We start from the raw sequence: 22,735 nt of genomic DNA, 5'->3' as shown, positions 1-22,735 counted from the left end.
GCAGGATGACCAACCCGATCGATCTGGGCAAACAGCCGGGCGTGATCCCGTACGTCGACAACCACGACGGCCCGCGCCGGCTGCTCACCATCGACATCACCGTCCCTCTCCGCGCGGAGGTCTTCGTGCCCATCGCGAGCATCGACGGGAGGCAATACGTGGTCTCGTGGGGCTCCGTCGCGTTCGAGATCCCGGCCGACCGGAACGTGCACGTCAGCGTGCATCTGCAGACCAACTACGCGGGTGGTGCGGCGGTGGCGACCCCGTTCGCCTCGATCGTCTTGGGCGCGTACCCGGCGCCGGTGCGGCTGGCGACCCAGTTCACGAACTCCGAAGGCTCGCTCCTTCCGGTCGGCTAAACCAACGTTCTCCAACTTATAGAATCGACAGAAGACAGGAGCGGGCCTCGACTTTGTCACACAGCGGCCATCCTCATCGCGACCAGCCGTGGGCGGCTCTCCGCCTCGGCCTCAGTCCCTCCGTTCTTACCTTGCTTCGTCCTCCCGCCCAGTACCGGGCCTCCCGTGCTCCTTGATGCAGGTGTCTGTGCGTTCGACAACACGAAGTCACGGCGAAAATGCCGAATGCCTTGCGCTAGGTCGACCAGGAACTTCCGGCCGATGCATATGCCACAGCGCACCTAGACTTGACCCACCAGCTACGTAGACTACGGCGAGTAAGATGGCCACATCGCGAGGCTACTCAGCGAAGCCTCGCCAATCGCTGACCGACAAAGGAGATGCTGTGGCAACCGGAACCCCCCTGAAGCAAGGGTCCACAAGCTTCAGCATTCCTGAGCTAGTCGACCTGACACGGCGTGGCGTCATTCGAATCCCAAACTTTCAGAGGTCCTTCGTTTGGGACTCAAATGACGTTCGCAAATTGTTTGACAGCTTGTACCGCGGATTTCCTCTTGGAACAGTCCTGTTTTGGCAACATGAAGCCCCAGCTGGAATCGAACGATTTGGCCCAATAGAAATACAAGTTCCCCTCGAAGAAAACGCCCTGTGGGTTGTGGATGGTCAACAGCGTATCACCTCATTCTTCGCCAGCTTGACTGATCAATATCGACGACACGACGAGCGCTTCGACATATACTTTGATTTATCGACACAAAAGTTCGTCAATAGCAAACGCGGAGTTCCTCCAAAGCGGGCGATACCGGTAAACGAGGCGCTTGAAACGCGCTCGCTTCTCAACTGGCTCCGACAGCATGCAGAAGAACTCGAGTCAGAAGATTTCGATCGAGCAGATCAGCTTGGCGGCGCCCTACGCGATTACAAAGTTCCCGCCTATGTGGTAACCAGCGACGATCAGAATCTCCTGCGCGAAATCTTTGACCGGGTCAATTCCGCCGGTAAACCGATCTCTCGCGCACAAGTATTCCACGCACTGTTTGCCAAAGATGGCACGCCAGGAAACCCGAGGAGCGTAGTCAAAGAACTAGAAAAACTCGGATTCGGCCAGATTCCCGAGAATCGAATCGTTCAAAGCCTGCAGGCCATTCGCGGTGGAAATATAGGGCGAGATATCCGGGAAGAATTTGGCCCGAACGAAGATGCATCCGACTGGTTTGATCTGACAGAGCGGGCGCTTGTGCGATCAGTGGAGTTCCTAAAACGGGAAGGCGTACCACACACACTCTTAATGCCAAATGCTTTTCCAATACCAGTCCTCGCAGCTTTCTTTCACCTACATCCAGAACCTACAAATTGGACACTCATACTCTTGTCCCGCTGGCTTTGGCGTGGATGGGTCCACGGCTTTGGCGAAGAAGCAGGACAAACACCGACGCTTAGACGTGCAGTCTATTCAGTAAATCCGGCAAAGGCGAACCCGCAGAAGGCGCCGTCAGAGTATGACGCCATTAAGGCGCTACTCAGCCGAGTCGTAGATCGAGCTCCAGGATCAGTGCCGGTGACAAAGTTTAGGACAAACGAGCGAGGAAGTCGCCTGCTCCTGCTTGCCCTATACTCGCTGGGACCACTAGGAAGTGACGGAAGCCCGCTTAACGTCGGAAGCCTACTTGACTCCTATGGCGTTAATGCCATAGCTCAATTAGTTAACTCGAGTGCTTCCGAAGCTGGCTCTCGCGGTTTCTGGTCGCCGGACGATAAACCAATATCAGCCATCCAAGACCCCAAAATACTGACAAGTCACCTAATCGACAACAAAGCTTCACATCTTTTGCATTCTGCACAGAAAGAAGAATTTGTTGAACATCGAAACAAGGAACTTGCAATTCTTGCCGAAAGGTTCCTTACCGCAAGAGTGGATACTGGCGCAGTGACACGCCCGCCTCTTCGTGACTTAATTGTCCAAGGCGAGACCGAGGAACTTTCATGAGAACCGACTCCGTGTCGCGAGTGCAAATACAATCCATCAACACTCAATGGGTCGATGTAGGACAACTATACAATGTAGGAAACAGGAACTGGTTTGAATTTACCGATCAATATTGGGAGAGTTTTCCCAGGCCAATACTTGGTCAGATATTTGAGGAGAACGGTCGCCACTGGAAACCTAGTGCCCGAGTATCACTGCCTCGCTGGTTTGGCCATCTACTTCCAGAAGGTCGACTACGCGCGGCTGTCGCTGATGCAGCAGAAACGAACCTCAAAAATGAGTATGACCTGCTAGTAAGACTAGGCCCCAATGACCTTCCTGGCGCGATTCGCGTATTTCATGAAGGCATCCCTAATAGCGTGCAAACTCCCCACACGGAAGACGCAGACGATGGTCCATATAATTCTAACCCGATCCTGAAATTTAGCCTGGCCGGAGCACAACTCAAGTTTTCCGTCTATGGAGACGAAAAAGGCATTACTGTACCCACCAAAGGTAGCGCTGGAAACCTGATTGTGAAATTTCCTGACGAACGCCCTGGGTTCGACGGTGTCCCAGAAGCCGAACTCGGGTCACTGGTCCTGGCTGGGCGATCCGGTATCGAAACCCCACATTCATTTCTTGTAGACCCGCTTGAAATTGAAGGCCTCAAGGAATGGGCCAAACTGTCGGGCGGCAGAAAGGCGCTAGCGGTCACGAGGTTCGACCGCGCAGGCAAAAATCAGCGTATCCACATGGAAGAGCTAGCTCAGATTCTGGATATTCCGACAGCGAATTCTGACGCGAAATACCGAGGCGCGAAGAGTGACACAGTCGCAACCGTTATCGCCGGCCTGACAGACATCTCCACCACGGCCGCAGTTATCGATCGCATTGTCCTAAATATAATTATCGGCAACGGTGACGCCCATTTGAAGAATTGGGCGATACTATACAAAGATGGAAAAACTCCAACACTTAGTCCCGCTTATGATATAGTTCCAACTTTTCTCTATATAAAAAATGACAACCTTGGCTTAAAATTGCATAACACTAGAAGCTTTTACGAAGTGTCCCCCGAAACCTTTGAAAGCATAGGCCGTCGCACAGGGTACGGTGTGACAGCCGCCAAGAAACGCGCCCGTGAGACGACCGAGCGAATTTTAGGGGAAATTCGTATAATGTCGGAATATTTGACAAAAGAGAACTATGATAGATTGAAGGTGCACGTTTCAGATTTGAAGCTTCAGCGATAAGATTCCACAAAGAACCGTAAGTAGTTCGATGCGGTCAGTAACTCGTAGCATCAATCAGTGAATACCAAGGCGCAGAGAGTCAGCTGAACAAATTATGCACACTTTTCAGCAACTATCGACGTCTGCAAATTGATCGGGCCGCGTCGAGCACCAGCCGAGAGAACTCCTTGCCACGCACCATCGGCAGGTAGTGTCCGGCCTTCGGGACGTGGATCAGCCTGCCGTCGGCGCAGGCGTCGAGGAACCGGCGCTCGTGACGGCGGAAGTGGTCGTGTGAGCCGTTGATGAGCCACGTCGGCCCCGGGTAGGTGCCGAGTTCCGTGAGCACGTCGAAGTCCGCGAAGGCCTCGGCGACGTCCGGGATCACCTCGGTCGCGATACCACCGTCGATCACCGCTTTGGCCGACTTCGGCGGCAGCACACTCTCGAACTGCCGGCGGCTGAGCCGGTCGCCTCGATCCGGTAAGCGCATGAGCAGGCGGTGAGCGACGCGGAACGGCGTCTCCAGCGTCCGTCCGGGCAGGTAGGTCGAACCCGCGACGACCAGACCGGCGACCCGGTCCGGATGCCGCGCGGCCGCCGCGATGGCGACGTAACCGCCGAGCGAATGCCCGACGACCAAGGCGGGCTCCTCGATGCCTTCTACGACGGCGTCCACCGCACCGGCCAGGGTGAACCGTTCGCCGCGGCGCGTGCCGTGTCCGGGCAGGTCGACCGCTCTCGCGGAAGGACCCGCGTATTCGAGTTGCTCGGCCCACGCCGCACCGCTGAGCCGGATGCCGTGGACGAAGACGACGGGGATCATGAGCTACCTCCAGAATGCAACGCACCGTTGCGTTGCAACGTACGCCTGCTCGAAGCGCAACGCAACGGTGCGTTGTATTGTCGGGCGGTGAGCACGCAGAACGGTCCCCGCAAGGCCGAGGCGATCTTCGCCGCCACCCTCGGACTTCTCGCCGAACACGGATACGAGAAGCTCGCCATCGAGGCCGTCGCCGCCCGATCCGGCGTCAACAAGACGACCCTGTACCGCTGGTGGCCGTCGAAGGACGCGCTCCTGGCCGCGGCACTGCGCGATTCGGACCTGTTCACCCTCGACGTCCCGGACACCGGCAGCCTGCGCGGCGACCTTCTCGCCGTGGCGACACATATCTTCCGGCTGCTGACCTCCGAACACACCGCGCCGGTCGTCACGGCGACGCTGACCGCGGGCCCTCGCCGCCCGGAACTCGGCGACGTGTCACGAAGCTTCTTCGCCGACCGCATGGCGCGCGAAGAGCCGATCTTCGAACGCGCCGTCGCCAGGGGCGAACTGCGGGCCGGCGCCGATCCGGTCGTCGTGATGGATCTGCTCGCCGGGGCGATCTGGTTCCGGCTGTTGCTGCGCGGCGGTGAAGCCGATCCGAAATTCCTCGAAAAAGCAGTGGACACCGTCCTGAACGGCGCCGGAGCATAAGCGCATGGGAATCGCGTTGAAGATCGAATCCGAGCGATTCGAGGACTATCTCGTCGCCGACACGGTCGTCGATCACGATCATCCGCTGATCCGCGAAACGGCTGACAGACTGTCACCACGCGGCGGCACCGAAGTCGACGTGATTCGTTCGATGTTTCACTTCGTGCGCGACGACATCGCCCATACGGTGGATGCCGCCGATCCCAGGGTCACCCTGTTGGCCTCCGAGGTTCTGCGGGAACGGGTCGGCCTCTGCTATGCGAAGTCGCACTTGCTGGCCGCTTTGCTTCGCGGCCAAGGCATCCCGACAGGCTTCTGCTATCAGCGGATCGGCGTGCTTCACGGGCTCAACGCCGTCTACCTCGCTGGTCTGGACCGGTGGATCCGACTGGACCCCAGAGGCAACAGAAATGGTGCGGACGCGCAATTTTCCCTGGAGGATGAGCGACTCGCGTGGTCTCTGGACCCCTCCCGGGGCGAGATCGACTTACCGACGGTGTACACCGCACCGTCATCCGCCGTCGTGGAAACACTGTCGTCGGCGAAGCCCGGTCCCGCGTGGTACGAAGGAATCCTGCCGCACGCTCCGTGAGCGGTTTTTTCGTAATCCGGCGAAACTCCGGGCACGAAAGCGGCATTGCCGAGCGTCACGTAAGTTGTTGGTACCTTTCCCCCGAATTTCTTATTTCGACATTGTCACGAGGCGCGTAGAGTAACTCCCCGCACTCGAACAGATACGCAATGCGTTCGTCCGTTCGGGTGTCGATCGAGGAGGTGACCCCCGTGCCCGCGGAAGCCGACCGGCTCCGCCGTGCCCCACTGCAAGAGATCTTCTGGACCAGGACAAGTCTTCTGCTCACCGTACTGGTCGTCGTCGCGGGCCTCAGCCTGTGGATCTCCAGCATGATGGATCCCGGCGCCGGCAAAACGCTGCTCACTTCCCTGGGCACCGGAACCCTGATATCCGCGGTGGTCGGCTTCGGCCAGACCCTGATCACCGCCACCGCGTCACAACGCGCGATGGTGACCCCGGTGATCGAGGAAAGCCGCAAGGCGCTGGAAGCGCTGAGCGCCGAATACCGTTCGCTCAACAAGGAATTCTTCCCCACCCACGTCTTCGAGGCGACCAGCGATCCGGATCCGAAGTTCAACCGGATCATGACCGAAGACCTCGACGTGACCCGGCACTACTTCTTCCGCGGGTTCTCCGGCAGGCACGCCGCGGCCCGGTTGCTGTTGTCCCGCACCGAAAGGGAGCTTCGCGTGGTCATCGCCGACCCGCGCGACGCGGGCGCCATCAGCGGCCGGGCACGTTATCTCCTGCGCAGCGAAGAAGCGAGCATGGATTACGAGACGATCCAGGCGCGGCTCCACGAGGAGATCAGCATCGGCCTGGTCGGGCTGTTCCTGGCCCGCAGCCGGTGCTCACTGGTGGACATCACCGTCGTCGCCGACCCGCCACTGGACCGGCTCGAAGTGTTCGACGAGAGCGTCTGGGTGACCTTGTACAGCGACATCCGCGGAGCGACCACGCTGTATCCGCGAACCCTGCGGTTCAGCGAAGGTTCCTTCCTGTACAACAAGGAACGCTCCGAGTTCCTGCGTGTGTCCCAATCCCGTTCCGGACGACACTTCCGCATCTCCACCACGACGACCAGGGCGGATTTCCTCGCCCTGTACGAAAAAATCACAGGCTCCCCCCTGTCCGAAGAGAACTTCCTTGAGCTGGAAGGGAAATTCCACTCCTTCCGGAAGGAGTTCACCACACTCGCCGAGTTGAACCCCTGACTTCTCGGCGTACGCAGAGTACTAGAAATTGAGGAGCTGAAGTTGCTCACTCGCTTGTCCCCTCTCACCCAGCTGTCCGCGTTGCTCCGGACGACGGACCTGCCGCTGGCGCAGCATTGGCAAATCGTCGACGAGATCTTCCGCGACTGGACGTCGAGACCAGGCCTGCGAACGGACCTTCGGCGGCATCTCGATTCATTGAGCCCGGACGAGGCGAGCGCGGTACTCGAACGATCCCGGGAGACCACCACCCATTTCGCCTGGTGCCTGCTCGACTCCCCGACGGACCCCTTTTCGATCTGGCTCCACGAGTACAAGGCCCCCGAGGACTGGCGTGAGGGCTACGCCGATTCCGTGCACAATCACAGGTATCACTTCTGCACCACGCTCCTCCGTGGCAACTACGTCCACGAGCGTTACTCGACCCTGCGCGACCAGGTTTCCGGATTGATCACATCGGTTCGGTTACGACGTAGCGCTCTGTGTCAGGCGGGATCAGTAGGCGTCATGTACGCGGACGAGTTCCATCGGATTCCTGAAGCCACCGAAGGGACTATGACGTTTTTGGTGAAATCACGCCCGGTAAGCGAGTACAGCCTTTCCTATGACCCGAAGACAGGAATAGGGCATCGTCACGTTCCGGTAGAGGTCCGATTGGGGGACTTGGCGCAGCGCATCTAACTACACACCGACGTCGAAGACGCATACCATTACTCCTCCCGTCCGTAAGCGGGATCGGAGAGGTGTATGCGCGCGCGAAAGAACACAATTCCTTCTCAGACCATCGACGCCGTCGAGCATCGCGTCCGGCAACTGTGCTGGCGCTATGCGGACAAACTGCAGTTCCATGGCTGGCATCACGTGAGTTTCGTCCGGGCCAAGGCCGCGGGTTTCGCCGAGCACAACGGCGCGGATCGCGCCGTCGTCGAGGTGGCGGCACTGGTGCACGACGTCAACTACATCGTGCACCGGAACTCCCCCGCGGCCGCCGGACGGGACCTCAGAATGGAGATCCTGCGCGAATGTGGTGTCGACGACGCCGTGGCCCGCTGGATCGACGAGCTCATCGACGAGGCCGAGATGGCCACCCGCGGCCGGCACATCTCGCTGGAGGCTCAGGCCTTGAGCGACGCCGACACGCTGTTCAAGGCGCTGCCGGTGACGCCGGTCGTGCTCGCCCACCGCTATCTACGGGAAAACGGGCTGAGCCTTCGCGAGCTCGCGCACAAGATCGTCGGCGAGCAGCGCGATGTCCACGACAGCGGCTACTACTTCTACAACCCGAAGGCGGCCGCGACGTACTCGCGATGGGCGCTGGCGAACCTCCAGCTGTGGCAATGCATCAAGGAAGCAGTCGACGACCCCAACGTCGTCGAACTCCTCGACGCCGTCCACGCCGTGGACGACATGGACTTCGAAGCGGAGCCCGCTGCCTCCTAGCGCTGCCCGTAGCCGCGGAGTTTCTCCACGACGTGCTCGATCTCGGCGGGCGGGAGCAGGTTCGGTGTTCCCGCCGCCCGCGCCGTCAGCCAGACCTGGCAGACCCACTCGAGCTGCTGTGCCCGGCTGTACGCCGCACCGAGTCCCTCGCCGAAGGTGATCGTGCCGTGGTTGGCCAGCAGGCAGCCTCGGCGACCCTCCAGGGCCTTGAGCATGGCCTTGGCGAGCTCTTCCGTGCCGTACGTCGCGTAGGACGCGACGCGGGCCGTCGGGCCGATTGCGGCGAGCATGTAGTGGATCGGCGGGACCTCGGCGACGAGTGTGGAGACGGCCGTGGCGTGCACGGAATGCGTGTGCACGACGGCGGAGACCGCCTTGCCGTCCGGATCCGCGGCGTCCCGGTACACGGTGAGATGCATCGGGAGTTCGCTGGTCGGTTTGAGCGAGCCTTCGACGATCTCGCCGTCGAGCCCCACCACCGGCACGTCCTCCGGCCGGAGCCCGGCGTAGTCGACTCCGGTCGGAGTGACCGCCACGAGGTCGCCCAGCCGCGCCGAGACGTTGCCGGAAGTCCCGACCACCAAGCCGTCGGAGGTCATCCTCCGGGCGTATTCGCAGACCGCCGCACGTTCTTCGGCGAGAATCATCGGCGCGAGTGAGGCGTCGGTACAGCTGGTCGTGAGTGGCGATTCGGGTTAGAACCCGAATCGCCACTCACGACCAGGGTGACCCACCTACGGCGTCGCGCGATCAGGGCGAGGGCCGTTCGTCTTGGCGGGAGTCGGTTTCGGCGCCGCTTGTTGGGAAGCTTCGGTCTTGGGGGCTTCGGCTTTGGGAGATTCGGCTTTGGGAGATTCGGCGGCGGCTTCCGGGGCGGGGGCCAGCAGCTTGATGGCCTCTTGGACGGCGACGTCCGTGGCGGAAAGTCGTTCGGCGACCTTCGAGCGGAGCTCCAGCGCGAGCTTCCGGGCCTGCTGAGCCTCGGCCTGCTGGGTCTTCGCGACGGTAAGGGCCTCCGCGACCTGCTCCTGCTTCGCGGCGATCTCCTCCGCCGAAGACTTCTCCGACTTCGCGATCTTCTCCGCCGAAATCCGCTCGGCTTCGGATCGCTTGTCGGCCGACACGCGGTCGGCTTCCGCGATCTTGTCCGCGGACGCCTTCTCCGCCTCGGCGCGACGGGCCGCCGAAGCCTCTTCGGCCTTCTTGTCGGCGGCCGCACGGGTCCGGACACTCTCCATGTCCAGTTCCTTGCGCTTCTGCGCCGCTTCGGAGTTCAGCCGCTCGATCTCGGCCTTGGCGTCCGCGAGCAGTTTCTCCCGCTCGCCCTGCGCGTCCTTGGCCGCCTTGTCACTCGCGCGCTGGGTCTCGTGGGCGTATTTGTCGGCTTCGGCACGAGTCGACTTGGCGTCGGCTTCCGCGGCGGCCTTGAGGTCGGCGATCTCCTCCTCGGCGAGCTGCATCATCATGCGGACGCGCTCGGCCATCGCGCCGGCACCGGACGGACTCGAACTCATCCGCACGAGCGCGGCCTTGGTCTCGTCCAATTCCTTCTGGGCATGGCCGAGCGCCTTGGTGAGTTCACCGGCGGTCGCCACGGCCTCGTCGCGGTTGCGCGAGGTCTTCTTGAGTTCGGTCGACAGTTCGGCGAGCCGCTCGTCGACCTGACGCTTGTCGTAGCCGCGGACGGCGCCCGCGAACTGGGACGATTTCGCTGAGGGCGCCTGAGGCGCCGCCTTCTCAGGAGCGACCATGGCGGACACCTTAATGAGCGAGGGCCCGTCAGGTAGTACCGCCAAACGGCTGCACTCGGTCCGCGACGGGCCGATCACATGGCATCCTCCATTGTTGACAGGTCGTAAGCAGGGGAGGCCCGGTTGGACGTCTCGGCGATCCTCGACGACATCGGAGAGCACTGGCACGTCTACGCCACGATGCCCTTCATCGCGGCACTCATCGGTTACATCACCAAACGCGTCGCCATCGAAATGATGTTCCGGCCGCTGGAGTTCGTCGGCATCAAACCGTTCCTCGGCTGGCAAGGGGTCATCCCGGCCAACGCGCGCCGGATGTCGACCACCGCCGTCGACCTGCTGACCAAGAACCTCGTCGACCCGCAGGAGATCTTCTCCCGGCTCGATCCCGAGGAGGTGGTCAAGGAGCTGGAAGAGCCGCTCCTCAAGGCCGTCGAGGACGTCACCCGCGAGGTGATGGAGCAGTACCAGCCCAGACTGTGGGAACTGCTGCCGACACGGGCGCAGCGGATGCTGGTCGACCAGGTGCGGGCGCAGGCGCCGAAGGTCGTCGCGCGGCTGATGCGCGAGGTGTCGACGAACATCGACGAGGTCCTCGACGTCAACGAGATGCTGATCAACGCGATGGTCCGGGACAAATCGCTGACCTGCCGCCTGATCAAGGAGGTCGCGACCCCGGAACTCCGCTTCATCGCCCGGTCCGGGATCTACTTCGGCTTCGTCATCGGTCTGGTCCAGTTCGTCGCTTGGGCACTGACGAAGCAGCCGCTGATCATGCCGATCTTCGGTTTCGTCACGGGGTTCGTCACGGACTGGCTCGCCCTGAAGATGATCTTCTACCCGCGTGAGCCGCGACGGTTCCTGTTCTTCAGCTGGCAGGGCATGTTCCAGAAGCGCCGCCAGGCGGTCGCCCGTGACTACGGCGCGCTGATCGCGGACGAGGTCCTCACCGTGCGGAACGTGATGGAGGCCGTGCTCACCGGGCCGAAGTCGGACAAGCTGTTCGCGATGATCACCCGCGAGGTGCAGCGGACCATCGACTCGCAGGCGAGTATCGCGAAGCCGTTGGTGGCGCTGACCGTCGGCGGCAAGCAGTACCAGGAGATGAAGAAGGCCGCGGCGGAGAAGGCGATCGCGTATCTCCCCGAAACGGTGAAACACGTGGAGAGTTACGCCACTGACGCGCTCGACGTCCGCAACACGATCGTCGCGAAGATGCAGCAGCTGACCCCGCTCGAGTTCGAAGGGATCCTGCGACCCGCCTTCCAGCAGGACGAATGGAAGCTGATCGCGGTCGGCGCGGTGATCGGCGGGCTCGTGGGTGAACTTCAGGTCCTGCTACTCCTCCATTGAGGACAGGCGGCTAGGTTCCCCTCAAGCGAGACGCGGGAGGGGCTTCGAGTGGACGCCGTCATCGCCGATCTCGGCGAGCACTGGCCGGTGTACGTCACCATGCCGTTCATCGCGGCGCTGATCGGTTACGTCACCAAACGCGTCGCCATCGAGATGATGTTCAAACCGGTGGAATTCGTCGGCGTCAAGCCGTTCCTCGGCTGGCAGGGCGTGCTGCCGGCGAACGCCGAACGGATGGCGGCCACCGCCACCGAGATGCTGACGAACAACCTCGTCGACCCGAAGGAGATCTTCGCCCGGCTCGATCCGGCGCAGGTGGCGAAGGAGATCGAGCAGCCGCTGCTGCGGGTCGTCGAGGACGTCACCCGCGAGGTGATGGAGCAGTACCAGCCCAGACTGTGGGAGATCCTGCCGAACACCGCCCAGCAGATGCTGCTCAAACGGGTGCAGACCGAGGCACCGCGCGCGATCACGAAGATCATGGGCGAGATCGCGGAGAACATCGAGGACGTCCTCGACCTCAAGCACATGGTCGTGACGAACCTGGTGCGTGACAAGGCCTTGCTGAACCGGCTGATCCGCGACATCTCGCGCCCCGAGATGCGGTTCATCGCGCGCTCGGGGATCGTGTTCGGCTTCTCCCTCGGCTGCGTGCAGTTGCTCGTCTGGGCGCTGACGAAGTCGCCGATCGTGCTGCCGCTGTTCGGTATCGGCATCGGCTGGTTCACCGACTGGATCGCCCTGAAGATGATCTTCCTGCCGCGTGAGCCGAAGCGGTTCTTCGGTTTCTACACCTGGCAAGGCGTCTTCCAGAAGCGGAAGGACCAGGTCGCCGCCGACTACGGCGACATGATCGCGCGCGAGATCATCACCATCCCGAACCTGCTCGAAGCCGTGTTGAGCGGGCCGAAGTCGGACAAACTGTTCACGATGATCACCCGCGAGGTGCAGCGGACCATCGACGCGCAGGCCAGCGTCGTGAAACCGTTCGTCGCGATGGCCGTCGGGAGCAGGAAGTTCCAGGAGATGAAGCAGACCGCGGCGGCGAAGGCGGCCGCGCGGATCCCGGAGACGATCCGGCACGCCGAGGGCTACGCGATCAACGCACTCGACGTCCGGAACACCATTGTGGACAGAATGCGCCGGCTCAACCCGCTCGAATTCGAGCAGTTGCTGCGGCCGGCGTTCCGGCAGGACGAGTGGAAGCTGATCGCGGTCGGTGCCGTCATCGGCGGCCTTGTCGGTGAACTTCAGGTGCTTCTGCTGCTTCACTGACAGCCAGCCGATACCGTTTCCCACCTTCAGAGCGAGCGAGGAGGTCCCATGGACGCCGTCCTGGACGACCTCGCCCGGCACTGGTGGCTCTACGCCGCGATCCCGTTCATCGCCGCGCTGATCGGTTACGTCACCAAACGCGTCGCCATCGAGATGATGTTCAAACCGCTGGAGTTCGTCGGCATCAAGCCGTTCCTCGGCTGGCAGGGCGTGGTGCCCAAACACGGCGGACGGATGGCCGCCGTCGCGACCGAATTGCTGACGTCGAACCTGCTGGACGTCAAAGAGGTCTTCCGGCGGATCGACCCGGCGATCATCACGCGTGAAATCGAGCAGCCGCTGCTACGCGCCGTGGACGAGGTCGCGCGCGAAGTGCTGGAACAGCACCATCCCAGGCTCTGGGAGGTCATGCCGACGATGGCGCAGGAACTGCTGATCAAGCAGGTCCAGGCGTCGACGCCGCGGCTCGTGCGCGAGTTCATGGAAGAGATGACCGAGAACCTCGACGAGGTGCTCGACTTCCAGCATATGACCGTGCAGCGGCTGACCAGGGACAAGAAGTTGCTGGTCCGGCTCATCCGGGAGACGTCGCGACCGGAGATGGCGTTCATCGCGCGCACGGGTATCTACTTCGGCTTCGGGCTCGGTGTCGTGCAGGCGTTCGTGTGGGCGCTGACGAAGGAGCCGTGGGTGCTGCCGATCTTCGGTGGCTGCATCGGGCTGTTCACCGACTGGCTGGCGATCAAGCTGATCTTCGTGCCGCGCGAGCCGGTGCGTGTCGGGCGGGTGATCCTGCAGGGCAAATTCCAGCGGCGGCGGGCCGAGGTCGCCCGCCAGTACGGCGAGATGATCGCGAACGAGATCCTCACCGTGCCGAACCTGCTCGACGCCGTCCTGCGCGGGCCGCGGTCGGACAGGCTGTACGCGCTGGTCGAACGGCTGGTGGCGCAGGCCGTCGACGAGCAGGCGAGCGTCGCGAAACCGATGGTCGCGATGGCCGTCGGCGGAGCGCGGCTGCGGGAGATCAAGCAGGCGGCCGCGCGGAAGGCGCTGGAGCACCTGCCGCCGACGATCCGCTACGCCGAGGGTTACCTGACCGAGGCGATGGACGTCGCGAAGATCGTCGAGCGGCGGATGCTGGGGCTGACGCCGCTGGAGTTCGAGGGCCTGCTGCGGCCGGCGTTCCGGCAGGACGAGTGGAAGCTCATCGCGGTCGGCGGAGCCATCGGCTTCCTGGTCGGCGAGCTCCAGGTCCTGCTCATGCTCCACTGACGCGCACCTGCGTTTAGCCCCCTAATCGCTATGTGCGCGCGGGTGTTGCTGGGTCCGTGAAGGCCTCCTTGAGGGACCCAGGGTCCCTCAAGGAGGCCTTCACGGACAGGACTCACGACAGACCGGACCGGCCGGACCGAGCGCTCGCAACGCGCTTTGGGGGCGGTTCTCACCTGCGGGAGACACGGGGTGATTACGGTGGTGGGGTGGCGTCCGAACCCCAGCAACTGCCAGCCGTTCACGAGGCGTGGCTTCCGCGTGAGCACGCGCTGCACCGTCCTCGCCATGGCGGCAGGCAGCTGACGGCGCTGATCAGCGCGCTCCTGTTCTTCACCACCCCGGCCCTGCTGTGGGTGTTCGGTGTGCGGCCGGGCGAGATCGAGAACCACAAGCTCGCGGGGTTCCCGGGGATGGACCGGGGCTGGGGCTTCTTCACCGACATGCCGACCTGGGCCATCGACCAGCTGTCGTTCCGGCCGGGCGCGATCGCCGCCGCCGACGCGATCAGCCGTGGTCTCTTCGGCGAGGACGCGCCGCTCGACCAGGCGCCGCCGCAACAGCAGGCGGGCCCGATCCCGGCTCCTCCCGCTCCCACGCCGCCCAAGACGGCGCCCACCCAGGGGCCGACGCCGAACGCCGCGTCCGGCTATCGCCGCGTCGTCCAGGGTCGTGACGGCTGGCTGTACTACGGCTACGACGCCGACGCGAAATGCGATCCGTCGCGGCCGCTTCCCGAGACCATTTCCAAGATCAACGAGCTGCGGCGCGCGGTCGAGGCATCCGGCAGGCGGTTCGAACTCGTCGTCGCGCCGGACAAGTCGACGATGGTCCCGCAGTTCCTGCCCGACACCTACCCCGGCAAGGACTGCTCGCGCTCGGCCGAGACGAGTACCTGGCACCGGATGGTCAAAGACGCCCGCGCGATCGACCTGCGGCCCGAACTGCGCGCGTCCGAGGGCCGGGTGCAGCGGCCGATCTACCCGCCGAACGACACCCACTGGGCCGACGAGGGCGCGCTGGTGATGACGCGCGCCATCGCGAACGCGATCAAACCGGGTGTCACGCAGAGCTGGGTGAGCGTGCCCATGGGCCAGTACGACGCGGTCGCCGACCTGCCGCCGCTGATCAACAAGCAGGGCACGAAGACGAACACGCTCTACAGCCTCCGCCCGGACGGCCTGGTCGAGCGCGCGGGTGAGACCAACGGCGACATCGACCGGCCGGTGTACCGCACGGCGAGTCCGCTGATCGGGACCGTCGACGAGAAGGTCCTGATCTACGGCGACTCGTTCACGAAGGCGTCTTCGCGCTACCTCTCGGGCGCGTTCACGAACCTCACGATGCTCGCTCACTTCACCCAGAAGACGTCCCAGGCCGAAGCCGTCGACGCCTTCGTGAACGCGAACATCGTGGTTCTCGAAGCCGTCGAGCGGAGTGTGGCCGGCGGTCAGCTCGCCTTCATCGACGAAGGCTTCCTCGCCGCGGTGAAGAAGGCGCTCGCCGAGCACCCGATCCGCTAGCGCAGCGCGGGCGCCGCCTGCGGTGCCGTCGGGTCGACGCGGACACGCGAGTTGCGCCCGCGCAGCCAGGCGATGAGACGGCACACCAGGTAGATGACGAACGAGATCGTCGTGACGAACGCGCTCACCGGCTTCCCCGGGGCGAGGGAAAGGATGATCCCGCCGAGCGCGGCGATCTCCGCGAAGACGATCGAAAGCACCGTCGCCTTCCACGGGCTCGCCGTCACGCGCGCGGCCGCCGCGGCCGGGGTCACCATCAGCGAGACCACCAGCAGCGCGCCGACGATCTGGACGCCCAGCGCGCTCGAAATCCCGACCAGGACCGCGAAAATGAGCGAAAGCAGCCGGACCGGGACGCCGCGCGCCGTCGCGACCGCGGGGTCGACAGTGGCGAAGAGCAGCGGCCGGTAGATCACCGCGAGCACCACCAGGACGACCACCGAGGCGCCGACGAGCAGGTTCAGGTTGGTCGAGTCGATGGTGATGATCTGCCCGACCAGGATGCCGAACTTGTTGGCGCTACGGCCTTCGTAGAACGACAGCAGCAGCACGCCCATGCCGAGCCCGAAGGCGAGGATCACGCCGATCACCGAGTCGCGTTCGGACTCGCGGCCGCCGAGGATCCCGATCAGCAGGGCGGCGATGACCGCGCCCGCGAGTCCGCCGAGTTCGACGCCGACACCGAGCAGCAGCGCGCCCGCCGCGCCGGTGAAGGCCAGTTCGGCGGTGCCGTGCACGGCGAACGACATCCGCCGCATCACCACCAGCGGGCCGAGTACTCCGGCCACCAGGCCGAGGACGGCGGCCGCGAGCAGCGCCGTCTGCACGAAGTCGAGACCGAGAAGTTCGCCGGTGAGGGCGAAATCGAACATCTTGTCCACAGTGTTTATCCGAGAACCCGCGACCGCGATCGCGTCGCCAGGGCGCGAGTTCGCGCCATCCGTCGTGCTGGAACTTCAAGGCGCCCCGCCGCCCCGATCGCGAGGCCTTCGGCCGGGGCGGGTTCCGCGTATGGTCCGGACCGCACGAATGACCTCACTTCGTCTACCACTTCCGCTACGAAGCCTGTTCGTCGATGTGGTGGGGTTCGTCCTCGCACAGCGCGCTCTGTGCCCCGGCGACGTGGATCTGACCGCCGACCTTGAGCACCTCGATCCGCGTGCCGTACAGCTCGGACAACGTCTCCGAGTTCATCACCTCATCCGGCTTACCGACCCGGAACTGGCCGTTCACCAGGTACAGCACCCTATCCACATAGGACAGGATGGGGTTGATCTCGTGGGTGACGAACAGGACGGCGGTATTCGCCGAACGCCGCCGCTCGTCGATCAGCTCGGACACGGCGCGCTGATGCGCGAGGTCGAGGGAGAGCAGCGGCTCGTCGCACAGCAGGACCTCGGGGTCGCCGACCAGCGACTGGGCGACCCGCAGCCGTTGCTGCTCTCCACCGGAAAGCCTGCCGACAGGCTGCTTCGCGTACGCCTGGGCGCCGACGGACTCGATGGCCCGCGACACCAGCTGACGTCGTTTCGAGATCCCGAAGAGCCCGGTCCCCCACCGGTGCCCGTCCAGGCCGAGGCCGACCAGGTCCACCCCGCGCATCGTCAGGCCCTCGTCGAGGGCGCGCTGCTGCGGGATGTAGCCGATCCGCCGGTTTTGCCCGCCGGGGCGCCGCCCCGCGATCTCGACCGTGCCCTCGGGCAGGCCCTGCTGGCCGAGCAGCACCTTGAGCAGGCTGCTCTTCCCGGAGCCGTTGGGCCCGAGGATCGCCAGGAACTCGCCGGGCTCGACGTCGAGGTCGAGCCCGGACCACAGGGTTCGGTTGCCGAACGCGAGGCTCGCCCCGCGGACACGGACCGCGGGACGCGCCTCGGCAGGTACGGAGGTCACTACTTCAGTGCTCCCGCCAGCGCGTCCACCGACTTCGTCATCCATGCAATGTAGTCGGTCACACCCTGGGGAAGTGTTTCGGTGACGTCGACGACCGCGATCCCGGCGCCCTTGGCGTCGCCGACGACCTGCTGGGTGACCGGGGTGGTGGTCTGCGCGTTGTTGATCAGCGCCTTGACCTGCTTGCCGGAGATCAGCTGCTTGACCTCGTTGAGCGCGGCGGCGGGCACGTCCTGCTCCGCTTCCACGGCCTCGGCGAACGCGGGCGGCGTCGCGTCGGTGACCTTCGCGCTGTCGAGCAGGTAGTGCGCGACGGGCTCGGTCGCGACGACCTTGCCGCCCGAGGCACCCAGTCCGGTGACCTTCTTCAGCAGTTCCTGGGTCTTGCCCTTGAACGCCGTCGCGTTCGCGGTGAAGGCGTCCTTCGACGCGGGCTGGATCTCGCCGAGCTTCGCGGCGACCTGGTCGGCGATCTTCTCGACGCCGGGCAGGCTGTACCAGACGTGCTCGTTCTCGTTGCCCGTCGCGGCGATGTCGACGGCGACCAGCTTCTGCGCGCCGGTGGCCTGGTCGGCGAGCTTCGAGAAGAAGTCGTCGTAGCCGCCGCCGTTGGACAGCGTCAGCTTCGCGTTCTTCGCGGCGATGGCGTCGCTCGCGGTGGTCTCGTAGGAGTGCGGGTCGGCCGAGGGGTCGTGGATGATCGAGGTGACCTCGACCTTGTCGCCGCCGACGGCGGTCACGACGCTGCCCCAGACGTCGGTCGAAGCGACGACCTTGATCTTCTCGCCGCCCGCGGGGTTCGCGGCGGCCGCGTTCTGCGAGCCGGAGCCCGTCGACGCCTTGTCGCTGGACGCGCAGGCCGTCGCGCCGAGGGCGAGTACGGCCAAGGCCGAAACGGCCGCGAAAACACTCTTAGTACGGCGGGAATTCATTTACTGCACTCCTGCGGATGCCCAGGCCAGGTGTCCCAGATGCCGGGTAATGGAAACCGTTGTCAGATTCAACTGTACCCCATACGGCTGATGGCACCCCATCGATGAGTCCCGGCTGTACCCAGGGTCACTCTGAATCGAGACCTGCCACACGCCGGGTGATGCTTCTGCAAAACGTTCTGAACCGTTACGGTTTGCGGATGGGCCGTCCTATCCGCACCAGGAGGCAGGCGACACTGGCGTCGTTGGCCGCAGAGCTCGGTGTGTCGAGGACCACCGTCTCGAACGCCTACAACCGACCCGACCAGCTGTCGCCGGAGTTGCGCCGACGCGTCCTCGAGACCGCGCGCCGCCTCGGCTACCCGGGCCCGGACCCGGTCGCCCGATCACTGCGGACCCGCAAGGCGGGCGCTGTCGGTCTTTTACTCACCGAGAACCTCTCCTACGCCTTCCGTGACCCCGCCGCCATCGGCGTACTCGAAGGGCTCGCGCTGGCCTGCGAAGACGCGGGCGTCGGCCTGCACCTGGTCCCGGCGAGCCCGGGCCGGGAGGACGTCGCGGCCGTGCATCGTGCCGGCGTCGACGGCTTCGTCGTCTACTCGGTGCCCGACGACGACCCGCACCTGGGCGCCGTGCTGGAGCGCCCGGTGCCGACGGTGATCGTCGACCAGCCGCGCGTGGACGGCGTCGACCGGGTCGGCCCGGACGACGCGGCCGCGGTCACCGCCATGGCCGAGCACCTCATCTCACTCGGCCACCGGCAGATCGGCGTGCTGTGCATGCGGCTGGCCCGCGAGCGCAACGACGACTTCGTCTCCATCCAGCGGCAGAGCGCGGCGCATTTCCACGTGCAGCGGATCCGGCTGGAGGCGCTGGCCGCCGCGTTCTCCGCGGCCGGGGTCGACTGGGCGACCGTGCCGGTGGTCGAGCGCTTCGACCACACCGTGGACGACGGCGCGTCCGCCGCGCGACAGCTGCTCGACGCGTATCCGCAGGTCACCGCCGTGATCTGCACTTCGGACATCCTCGCGCTCGGCGCGCTGGCCGAAGCCGAACGCCGGGGCCTGCGAGTGCCGCAGGATCTGACGGTCACCGGCTTCGACGGCATCACCGAGGCCGAACGCTCCGGACTCACCACGGTCCACCAGCCGGTGCTGGAAAAGGGCAAGGCGGCGGGAAAACTCCTGCTCAGCGCGGGGGACCGGGTCGGGCCGAAGGTGATCACCCTGCAGACCGAACTGCGGGTCGGCCGCACGTCGGCACCGCCACGAACAGCCGAAGAACGCTGGTTCGGGCCGTGATGTAGCCCGTAAAGCGTTGCTCTCACCGAGCGTGTCCGTTCAAAATGGACAAGTGACCTCCATAGACGTTCTTCTCAAGCGAAACCAGGAGCTGGGCGACGTCACTCCTGGTGACCGCTCGTCCCCGAGGCCATCACTTCAGGTGGCGGTTCTGACCTGCATGGACGCCCGGATCCGGGTGTTCGAGATCTTCGGTCTGCTCCAGGGCGAGTCCCATGTCCTCCGCAACGCCGGCGGTGTCGTCACCGACGACATGATCCGGTCGCTCGCGCTGAGCCAGCGGAAGCTGGGCACGCGCGAGGTGCTGATCGTCCAGCACACCGAATGTGGCCTCTCCATGGTCACCGAAGACGACTTCAAGGACGAGCTCGAAGAGGCCAGCGGCCTCCGCCCGACCTGGGCCGTCGAGGCGTTCCGCGAGGTAGAGGACAGCGTGCGCCGGTCGGTGCAGCGGGTGCGGCGCAGCGACTTCCTACCGCATACCGACAACGTGCGCGGCTTCGTCTACGACGTGAAGACCGGACGCCTCTCCGAGGTCGCGTAGACCCTGTTCGGAAGTACATGAAGGCCCCCTTCCTCGCGCTAGACGCGAGGAAGGGGGCCTTCATGTACTTGGGGCGCACGCCTCTTAAGCTGCCAGGGTGGGCGTCGACGCGGATGTGCTGATCGAGTGGTTCGGCGAAGTGGGGCGCGACCTGCCCTGGCGTGAGCCGGAGTGCACCGCCTGGGGCGTGCTGGTCAGCGAGATCATGTTGCAGCAGACGCCGGTCGCGCGCGTCCAGCCGATCTGGCTCGAATGGATGGCGCGCTGGCCGGTGCCGTCGGCGCTGGCGGCGTCTTCGCAGGGCGAGGTCGTACGCGCCTGGGGCAAACTCGGTTACCCGCGCCGCGCGTTGCGGCTGCACGCCGCCGCGGCCGTCATCGCAGCCGAACACGGCGACGTCGTACCGTCCGATGTGGACACTCTGCTCGCCTTGCCGGGTATCGGCGCGTACACCGCCCGCGCGGTCGCGGCCTTCGCCTACGGCAAACGGGCACCGGTGGTGGACACGAACGTCCGGCGCGTGGTGGCCAGGGCGGTGCACGGCGCGGGTGACGCCGGGCCGCCGTCGAACACCCGCGACATGGCCGACGTCGAGGCGCTGCTTCCGCTCGAAGACGCGCCGGCCGCCCGGCTTTCGGCGGCGCTGATGGAACTCGGCGCGCTCGTCTGCACGGCCCGGTCGCCGCGCTGCGCGGACTGCCCGATCTACGACGACTGTGCCTGGCAGCACGCGGGGAAACCGGCCTACGCCGGGCCCGCGAAGCAGGTGCAGAAGTTCGCCGGGACCGACCGTCAGGTGCGCGGATTGCTGCTCGACGTCCTGCGCGGAACCGAGGGCCCGGTCGAAAAGGCACGGCTCGATCTGGTGTGGCACGAATCCGGGCAGCGCGACCGCTGCCTCGACTCCCTGCTGGTCGACGGCCTGCTCGAACAGACCGGGGACGGCCTGTTCGCACTCCCTGGCGAACACTAACGCATTACGACAAAAGTTGGTCAATGGTTGTCTTCGGCGCGATGGCGGGTTAGCTTTCCGGCCAAAGCGCATGATGGGAGCTACGCTCGTGGCCGACTTCGACCGACGTACCGCGCTCAAGGGCGGCCTGACGGTAAGCGCCGTCGGGCTACTGGGGACATATACGGTTTCCGCCGCGTCTGCGGCGCCTGGGGCAGCAGAACCGACAATCCATGACACGGCCGCGTGGGGTGCGCGGCCACCGAACGGCTCGATCGTGGTGGAGAACCACAAGCCGACGTACATCGTCGTCCACCACACGGTCGAACCGGGCAACGTCACCGACTACACGCTCGAACACGCCTTCTGGGCGTCCAGGTCCATCCAGAACTTCCACATGGACACCCGGGGCTGGGTGGACACCGGCCAGCAGTTCACGAACAGCCGCGGCGGGCACATCACCGAAGGACGCCACCGCAGCCTGGAGATCCTGCGCGGCGGCACACAGCACGTGCAGGGCGCGAACGTGGGCAACAACAACAGCACCTGCATCGGGATCGAGAACGAAGGGCTCTACAGCACCGAGGACGTCACCCAAGCGCTGTGGGACTCGCTGGTGAAGCTGGTCGCGTACATCGCGTCGCAGTACGGGATCGCACCCGAATTCATCAAGGGACACCGGGACTTCAACTCGACCGAATGCCCGGGAACCGTGCTGTACAACAGGCTTCCGGAACTACGCACCGCGGTCGGGAAGCTGCTCGGCACGGCGTCACCCAAGGTGGACCTGCCCGAATGGCCGCTGCTCAAGCCCGGCGACGCCGGGCCGCGGGTGCGGACGGCGCAGGAACTCCTGCGGGCACGCGGTTTCGCGGTCCAGCCCGACGGCGTGTTCGGTCAGTCCACAAAGGACGCCGTGGCCGCGCTCGCGGCACGGAACGGACTGGTGCGCGACACCTGCGGCGCGACCGCGGCGACCGACGAGACCGGCTTCCTCGGCTCCGACGTCTGGCCGCTCATCGCGGGACCCGGCTCGGATCTGCGGGCACTGAAGGCACGACTCGCCGGCTGACCAGCAGCGGCAGACCGATCACGATGGCGGCGCACCACGGGAGCCAGAAGGTCCCCAACGGCAGCACCAAACCGCCGATGAGCGCGCCCCCGGCGACGGCGCCGTTCCAGGCCGCGATGGTGAGCGACTGGGCGGCGTCGGCCGTGGGGCCCGCGAGCAGCGCGGTGACGGCCTGGAACGCGGTGGGAGCGCCGCCGAAGGCCAGACCCCACAGTCCGGCTGCGGCCAGGATCAGGCCGGGGACGCCGTCGCTGACGCCGACCAGGACGATGGCGGAGGCTGTCAGGCCACCGCAAAGCGCCAGCACGGTGCGCGGATGGCTGTCGAGCGCGGACCCGACCGCCGTCAGGCCGCCGACCGTGGCGCAGCCGAACACCAGCAGCGCCGTGCCCAGCATCCGCGCCGAATCCAGGCCGGCCAGGATCGGGCCGATGTAGGTGTAGGCGATGTTGTGCCCCAGCGAGAACAGCGCGACCGTCGCGAGCAGGGTGCGCATCCCAGGCAGTCGTGACGCGGCCAGCGGCCGGGTGGGGCCCGCCGGGTCCGCGGGTACGGCGGGCACCGCGACCTGTTTCGACAGCGGCCGGGTGGTCGGCGCGCACCACCAT

The 22,735-nt window shown here is 64.8% G+C and carries 22 protein-coding genes and 1 pseudogene; 16 read left to right on the top strand and 7 right to left on the bottom strand.

Annotation, left to right across the window (positions count from 1 at the left end; translation table 11 throughout):
- The first annotated feature begins 5 nt into the window (after nt 1–5).
- The 3 genes from H5J31_RS09800 to H5J31_RS09790 all read left to right on the top strand — a co-directional run bounded on the left by H5J31_RS09800 (nt 6) and on the right by H5J31_RS09790 (nt 3,581).
- Entirely contained in the window at nt 6–359 is a 354-nt protein-coding gene (locus H5J31_RS09800) for a hypothetical protein (RefSeq protein ID WP_181772175.1), read from the top strand.
- Nucleotides 360–744: 385 nt separating this feature from the next.
- On the top strand, nt 745–2,346 hold the full coding sequence (locus tag H5J31_RS09795) for a DUF262 domain-containing protein (RefSeq protein ID WP_181772174.1): 1,602 nt from the start codon (nt 745–747) through the stop codon (nt 2,344–2,346).
- Nucleotides 2,343–3,581: a type II toxin-antitoxin system HipA family toxin gene (locus H5J31_RS09790; RefSeq protein ID WP_181772173.1), complete on the top strand. Its 1,239-nt coding sequence runs from the start codon at nt 2,343–2,345 to the stop codon at nt 3,579–3,581. Before H5J31_RS09795 ends, H5J31_RS09790 begins: the two co-directional genes overlap by 4 nt.
- A 112-nt stretch (nt 3,582–3,693) precedes the next feature.
- Here H5J31_RS09790 and H5J31_RS09785 read toward each other — a convergent pair whose 3' ends face one another.
- Nucleotides 3,694–4,386, bottom strand: coding sequence for an alpha/beta fold hydrolase (locus H5J31_RS09785; RefSeq protein WP_181772172.1), 693 nt, complete (start codon nt 4,384–4,386; stop codon nt 3,694–3,696).
- Between the two features lie 87 nt (nt 4,387–4,473).
- On the opposite strand from H5J31_RS09785, the gene H5J31_RS09780 reads away from it, so the two are divergent.
- The 5 genes from H5J31_RS09780 (at nt 4,474) to H5J31_RS09760 (ending at nt 8,265) form a co-directional block, all read left to right on the top strand.
- A complete protein-coding gene (locus tag H5J31_RS09780; protein WP_181772171.1) occupies nt 4,474–5,037 on the top strand; it encodes a TetR/AcrR family transcriptional regulator in 564 nt (187 codons plus the stop codon).
- 4 nt (nt 5,038–5,041) lie between these two features.
- On the top strand, nt 5,042–5,629 hold the full coding sequence (locus H5J31_RS09775; RefSeq protein WP_181772170.1) for a transglutaminase-like domain-containing protein: 588 nt from the start codon (nt 5,042–5,044) through the stop codon (nt 5,627–5,629).
- Between the two features lie 149 nt (nt 5,630–5,778).
- A complete protein-coding gene (locus tag H5J31_RS09770) occupies nt 5,779–6,825 on the top strand; it encodes a hypothetical protein (RefSeq protein WP_181772169.1) in 1,047 nt (348 codons plus the stop codon).
- A 42-nt stretch (nt 6,826–6,867) separates the two neighbouring features.
- Nucleotides 6,868–7,506, top strand: a complete 639-nt coding sequence (locus H5J31_RS09765) for a hypothetical protein (RefSeq protein WP_181772168.1) — start codon at nt 6,868–6,870, stop codon at nt 7,504–7,506.
- 66 nt (nt 7,507–7,572) lie between these two features.
- The gene (locus H5J31_RS09760) at nt 7,573–8,265 is read left to right on the top strand and encodes an HD domain-containing protein (protein ID WP_181772167.1); all 693 of its coding nucleotides are present in this window, start codon (nt 7,573–7,575) and stop codon (nt 8,263–8,265) included.
- Here H5J31_RS09760 and H5J31_RS09755 read toward each other — a convergent pair.
- Nucleotides 8,262–8,912 carry a class II aldolase/adducin family protein gene (locus H5J31_RS09755; protein ID WP_181772166.1) on the bottom strand — a complete coding sequence of 217 codons (651 nt, stop codon included), beginning with the start codon at nt 8,910–8,912 and terminating at the stop codon, nt 8,262–8,264. The two genes, H5J31_RS09760 and H5J31_RS09755, sit on opposite strands and share 4 nt — an antisense overlap.
- An 87-nt stretch (nt 8,913–8,999) precedes the next feature.
- Entirely contained in the window at nt 9,000–10,016 is a 1,017-nt protein-coding gene (locus tag H5J31_RS09750; protein WP_181772165.1) for a coiled-coil domain-containing protein, read from the bottom strand.
- Nucleotides 10,017–10,139: 123 nt separating this feature from the next.
- On the opposite strand from H5J31_RS09750, the gene H5J31_RS09745 reads away from it, so the two are divergent.
- The 4 genes from H5J31_RS09745 (at nt 10,140) to H5J31_RS09730 (ending at nt 15,436) form a co-directional block, all read left to right on the top strand.
- Nucleotides 10,140–11,369: a DUF445 domain-containing protein gene (locus H5J31_RS09745; RefSeq protein WP_181772164.1), complete on the top strand. Its 1,230-nt coding sequence runs from the start codon at nt 10,140–10,142 to the stop codon at nt 11,367–11,369.
- 48 nt (nt 11,370–11,417) lie between these two features.
- The gene (locus tag H5J31_RS09740; protein WP_328701443.1) at nt 11,418–12,644 is read left to right on the top strand and encodes a DUF445 domain-containing protein; all 1,227 of its coding nucleotides are present in this window, start codon (nt 11,418–11,420) and stop codon (nt 12,642–12,644) included.
- Between the two features lie 48 nt (nt 12,645–12,692).
- A complete protein-coding gene (locus tag H5J31_RS09735) occupies nt 12,693–13,916 on the top strand; it encodes a DUF445 domain-containing protein (RefSeq protein WP_181772163.1) in 1,224 nt (407 codons plus the stop codon).
- Nucleotides 13,917–14,122: 206 nt separating this feature from the next.
- A complete protein-coding gene (locus tag H5J31_RS09730; RefSeq protein WP_181772162.1) occupies nt 14,123–15,436 on the top strand; it encodes an alginate O-acetyltransferase AlgX-related protein in 1,314 nt (437 codons plus the stop codon).
- Here H5J31_RS09730 and H5J31_RS09725 read toward each other — a convergent pair.
- From H5J31_RS09725 to H5J31_RS09715, 3 genes are all read right to left on the bottom strand, one after another.
- A complete protein-coding gene (locus H5J31_RS09725; RefSeq protein ID WP_181772161.1) occupies nt 15,433–16,317 on the bottom strand; it encodes a metal ABC transporter permease in 885 nt (294 codons plus the stop codon). The genes H5J31_RS09730 and H5J31_RS09725 overlap by 4 nt on opposite strands.
- A 175-nt stretch (nt 16,318–16,492) precedes the next feature.
- Nucleotides 16,493–17,326, bottom strand: coding sequence for a metal ABC transporter ATP-binding protein (locus tag H5J31_RS09720; RefSeq protein WP_181772160.1), 834 nt, complete (start codon nt 17,324–17,326; stop codon nt 16,493–16,495).
- Nucleotides 17,326–18,258 (bottom strand): metal ABC transporter solute-binding protein, Zn/Mn family, encoded by a 933-nt coding sequence (locus H5J31_RS09715; protein ID WP_181772159.1) that lies wholly within the window; start codon nt 18,256–18,258, stop codon nt 17,326–17,328. The genes H5J31_RS09720 and H5J31_RS09715 overlap by 1 nt, the downstream gene beginning before the upstream one ends.
- 200 nt (nt 18,259–18,458) lie before the next feature.
- On the opposite strand from H5J31_RS09715, the gene H5J31_RS09710 reads away from it, so the two are divergent.
- The 4 genes from H5J31_RS09710 (at nt 18,459) to H5J31_RS09695 (ending at nt 22,127) form a co-directional block, all read left to right on the top strand.
- Nucleotides 18,459–19,559, top strand: a complete 1,101-nt coding sequence (locus H5J31_RS09710) for a LacI family DNA-binding transcriptional regulator (RefSeq protein WP_181772158.1) — start codon at nt 18,459–18,461, stop codon at nt 19,557–19,559.
- Nucleotides 19,560–19,611: 52 nt separating this feature from the next.
- Nucleotides 19,612–20,103, top strand: coding sequence for a beta-class carbonic anhydrase (locus H5J31_RS09705; protein WP_181772157.1), 492 nt, complete (start codon nt 19,612–19,614; stop codon nt 20,101–20,103).
- A 97-nt stretch (nt 20,104–20,200) separates the two neighbouring features.
- Nucleotides 20,201–21,076: an A/G-specific adenine glycosylase gene (locus tag H5J31_RS09700; protein WP_181772156.1), complete on the top strand. Its 876-nt coding sequence runs from the start codon at nt 20,201–20,203 to the stop codon at nt 21,074–21,076.
- A gap of 88 nt (nt 21,077–21,164) precedes the next feature.
- Nucleotides 21,165–22,127, top strand: coding sequence for a peptidoglycan recognition protein family protein (locus H5J31_RS09695; RefSeq protein ID WP_181772155.1), 963 nt, complete (start codon nt 21,165–21,167; stop codon nt 22,125–22,127).
- Here H5J31_RS09695 and H5J31_RS09690 read toward each other — a convergent pair.
- A pseudogene (locus H5J31_RS09690) lies at nt 22,072–22,735 on the bottom strand (MFS transporter); the annotation flags it as partial. The gene H5J31_RS09695 and the pseudogene H5J31_RS09690 overlap by 56 nt on opposite strands.

It is taken from the genome of Amycolatopsis pittospori, from assembly GCF_013870525.1.
In the GTDB taxonomy this organism is placed as follows: Bacteria; Actinomycetota; Actinomycetes; order Mycobacteriales; family Pseudonocardiaceae; genus Amycolatopsis; species Amycolatopsis pittospori.
Note: the sequence above shows the minus strand (reverse complement) of the source record. Positions and strands in the feature narration are given on the sequence as shown.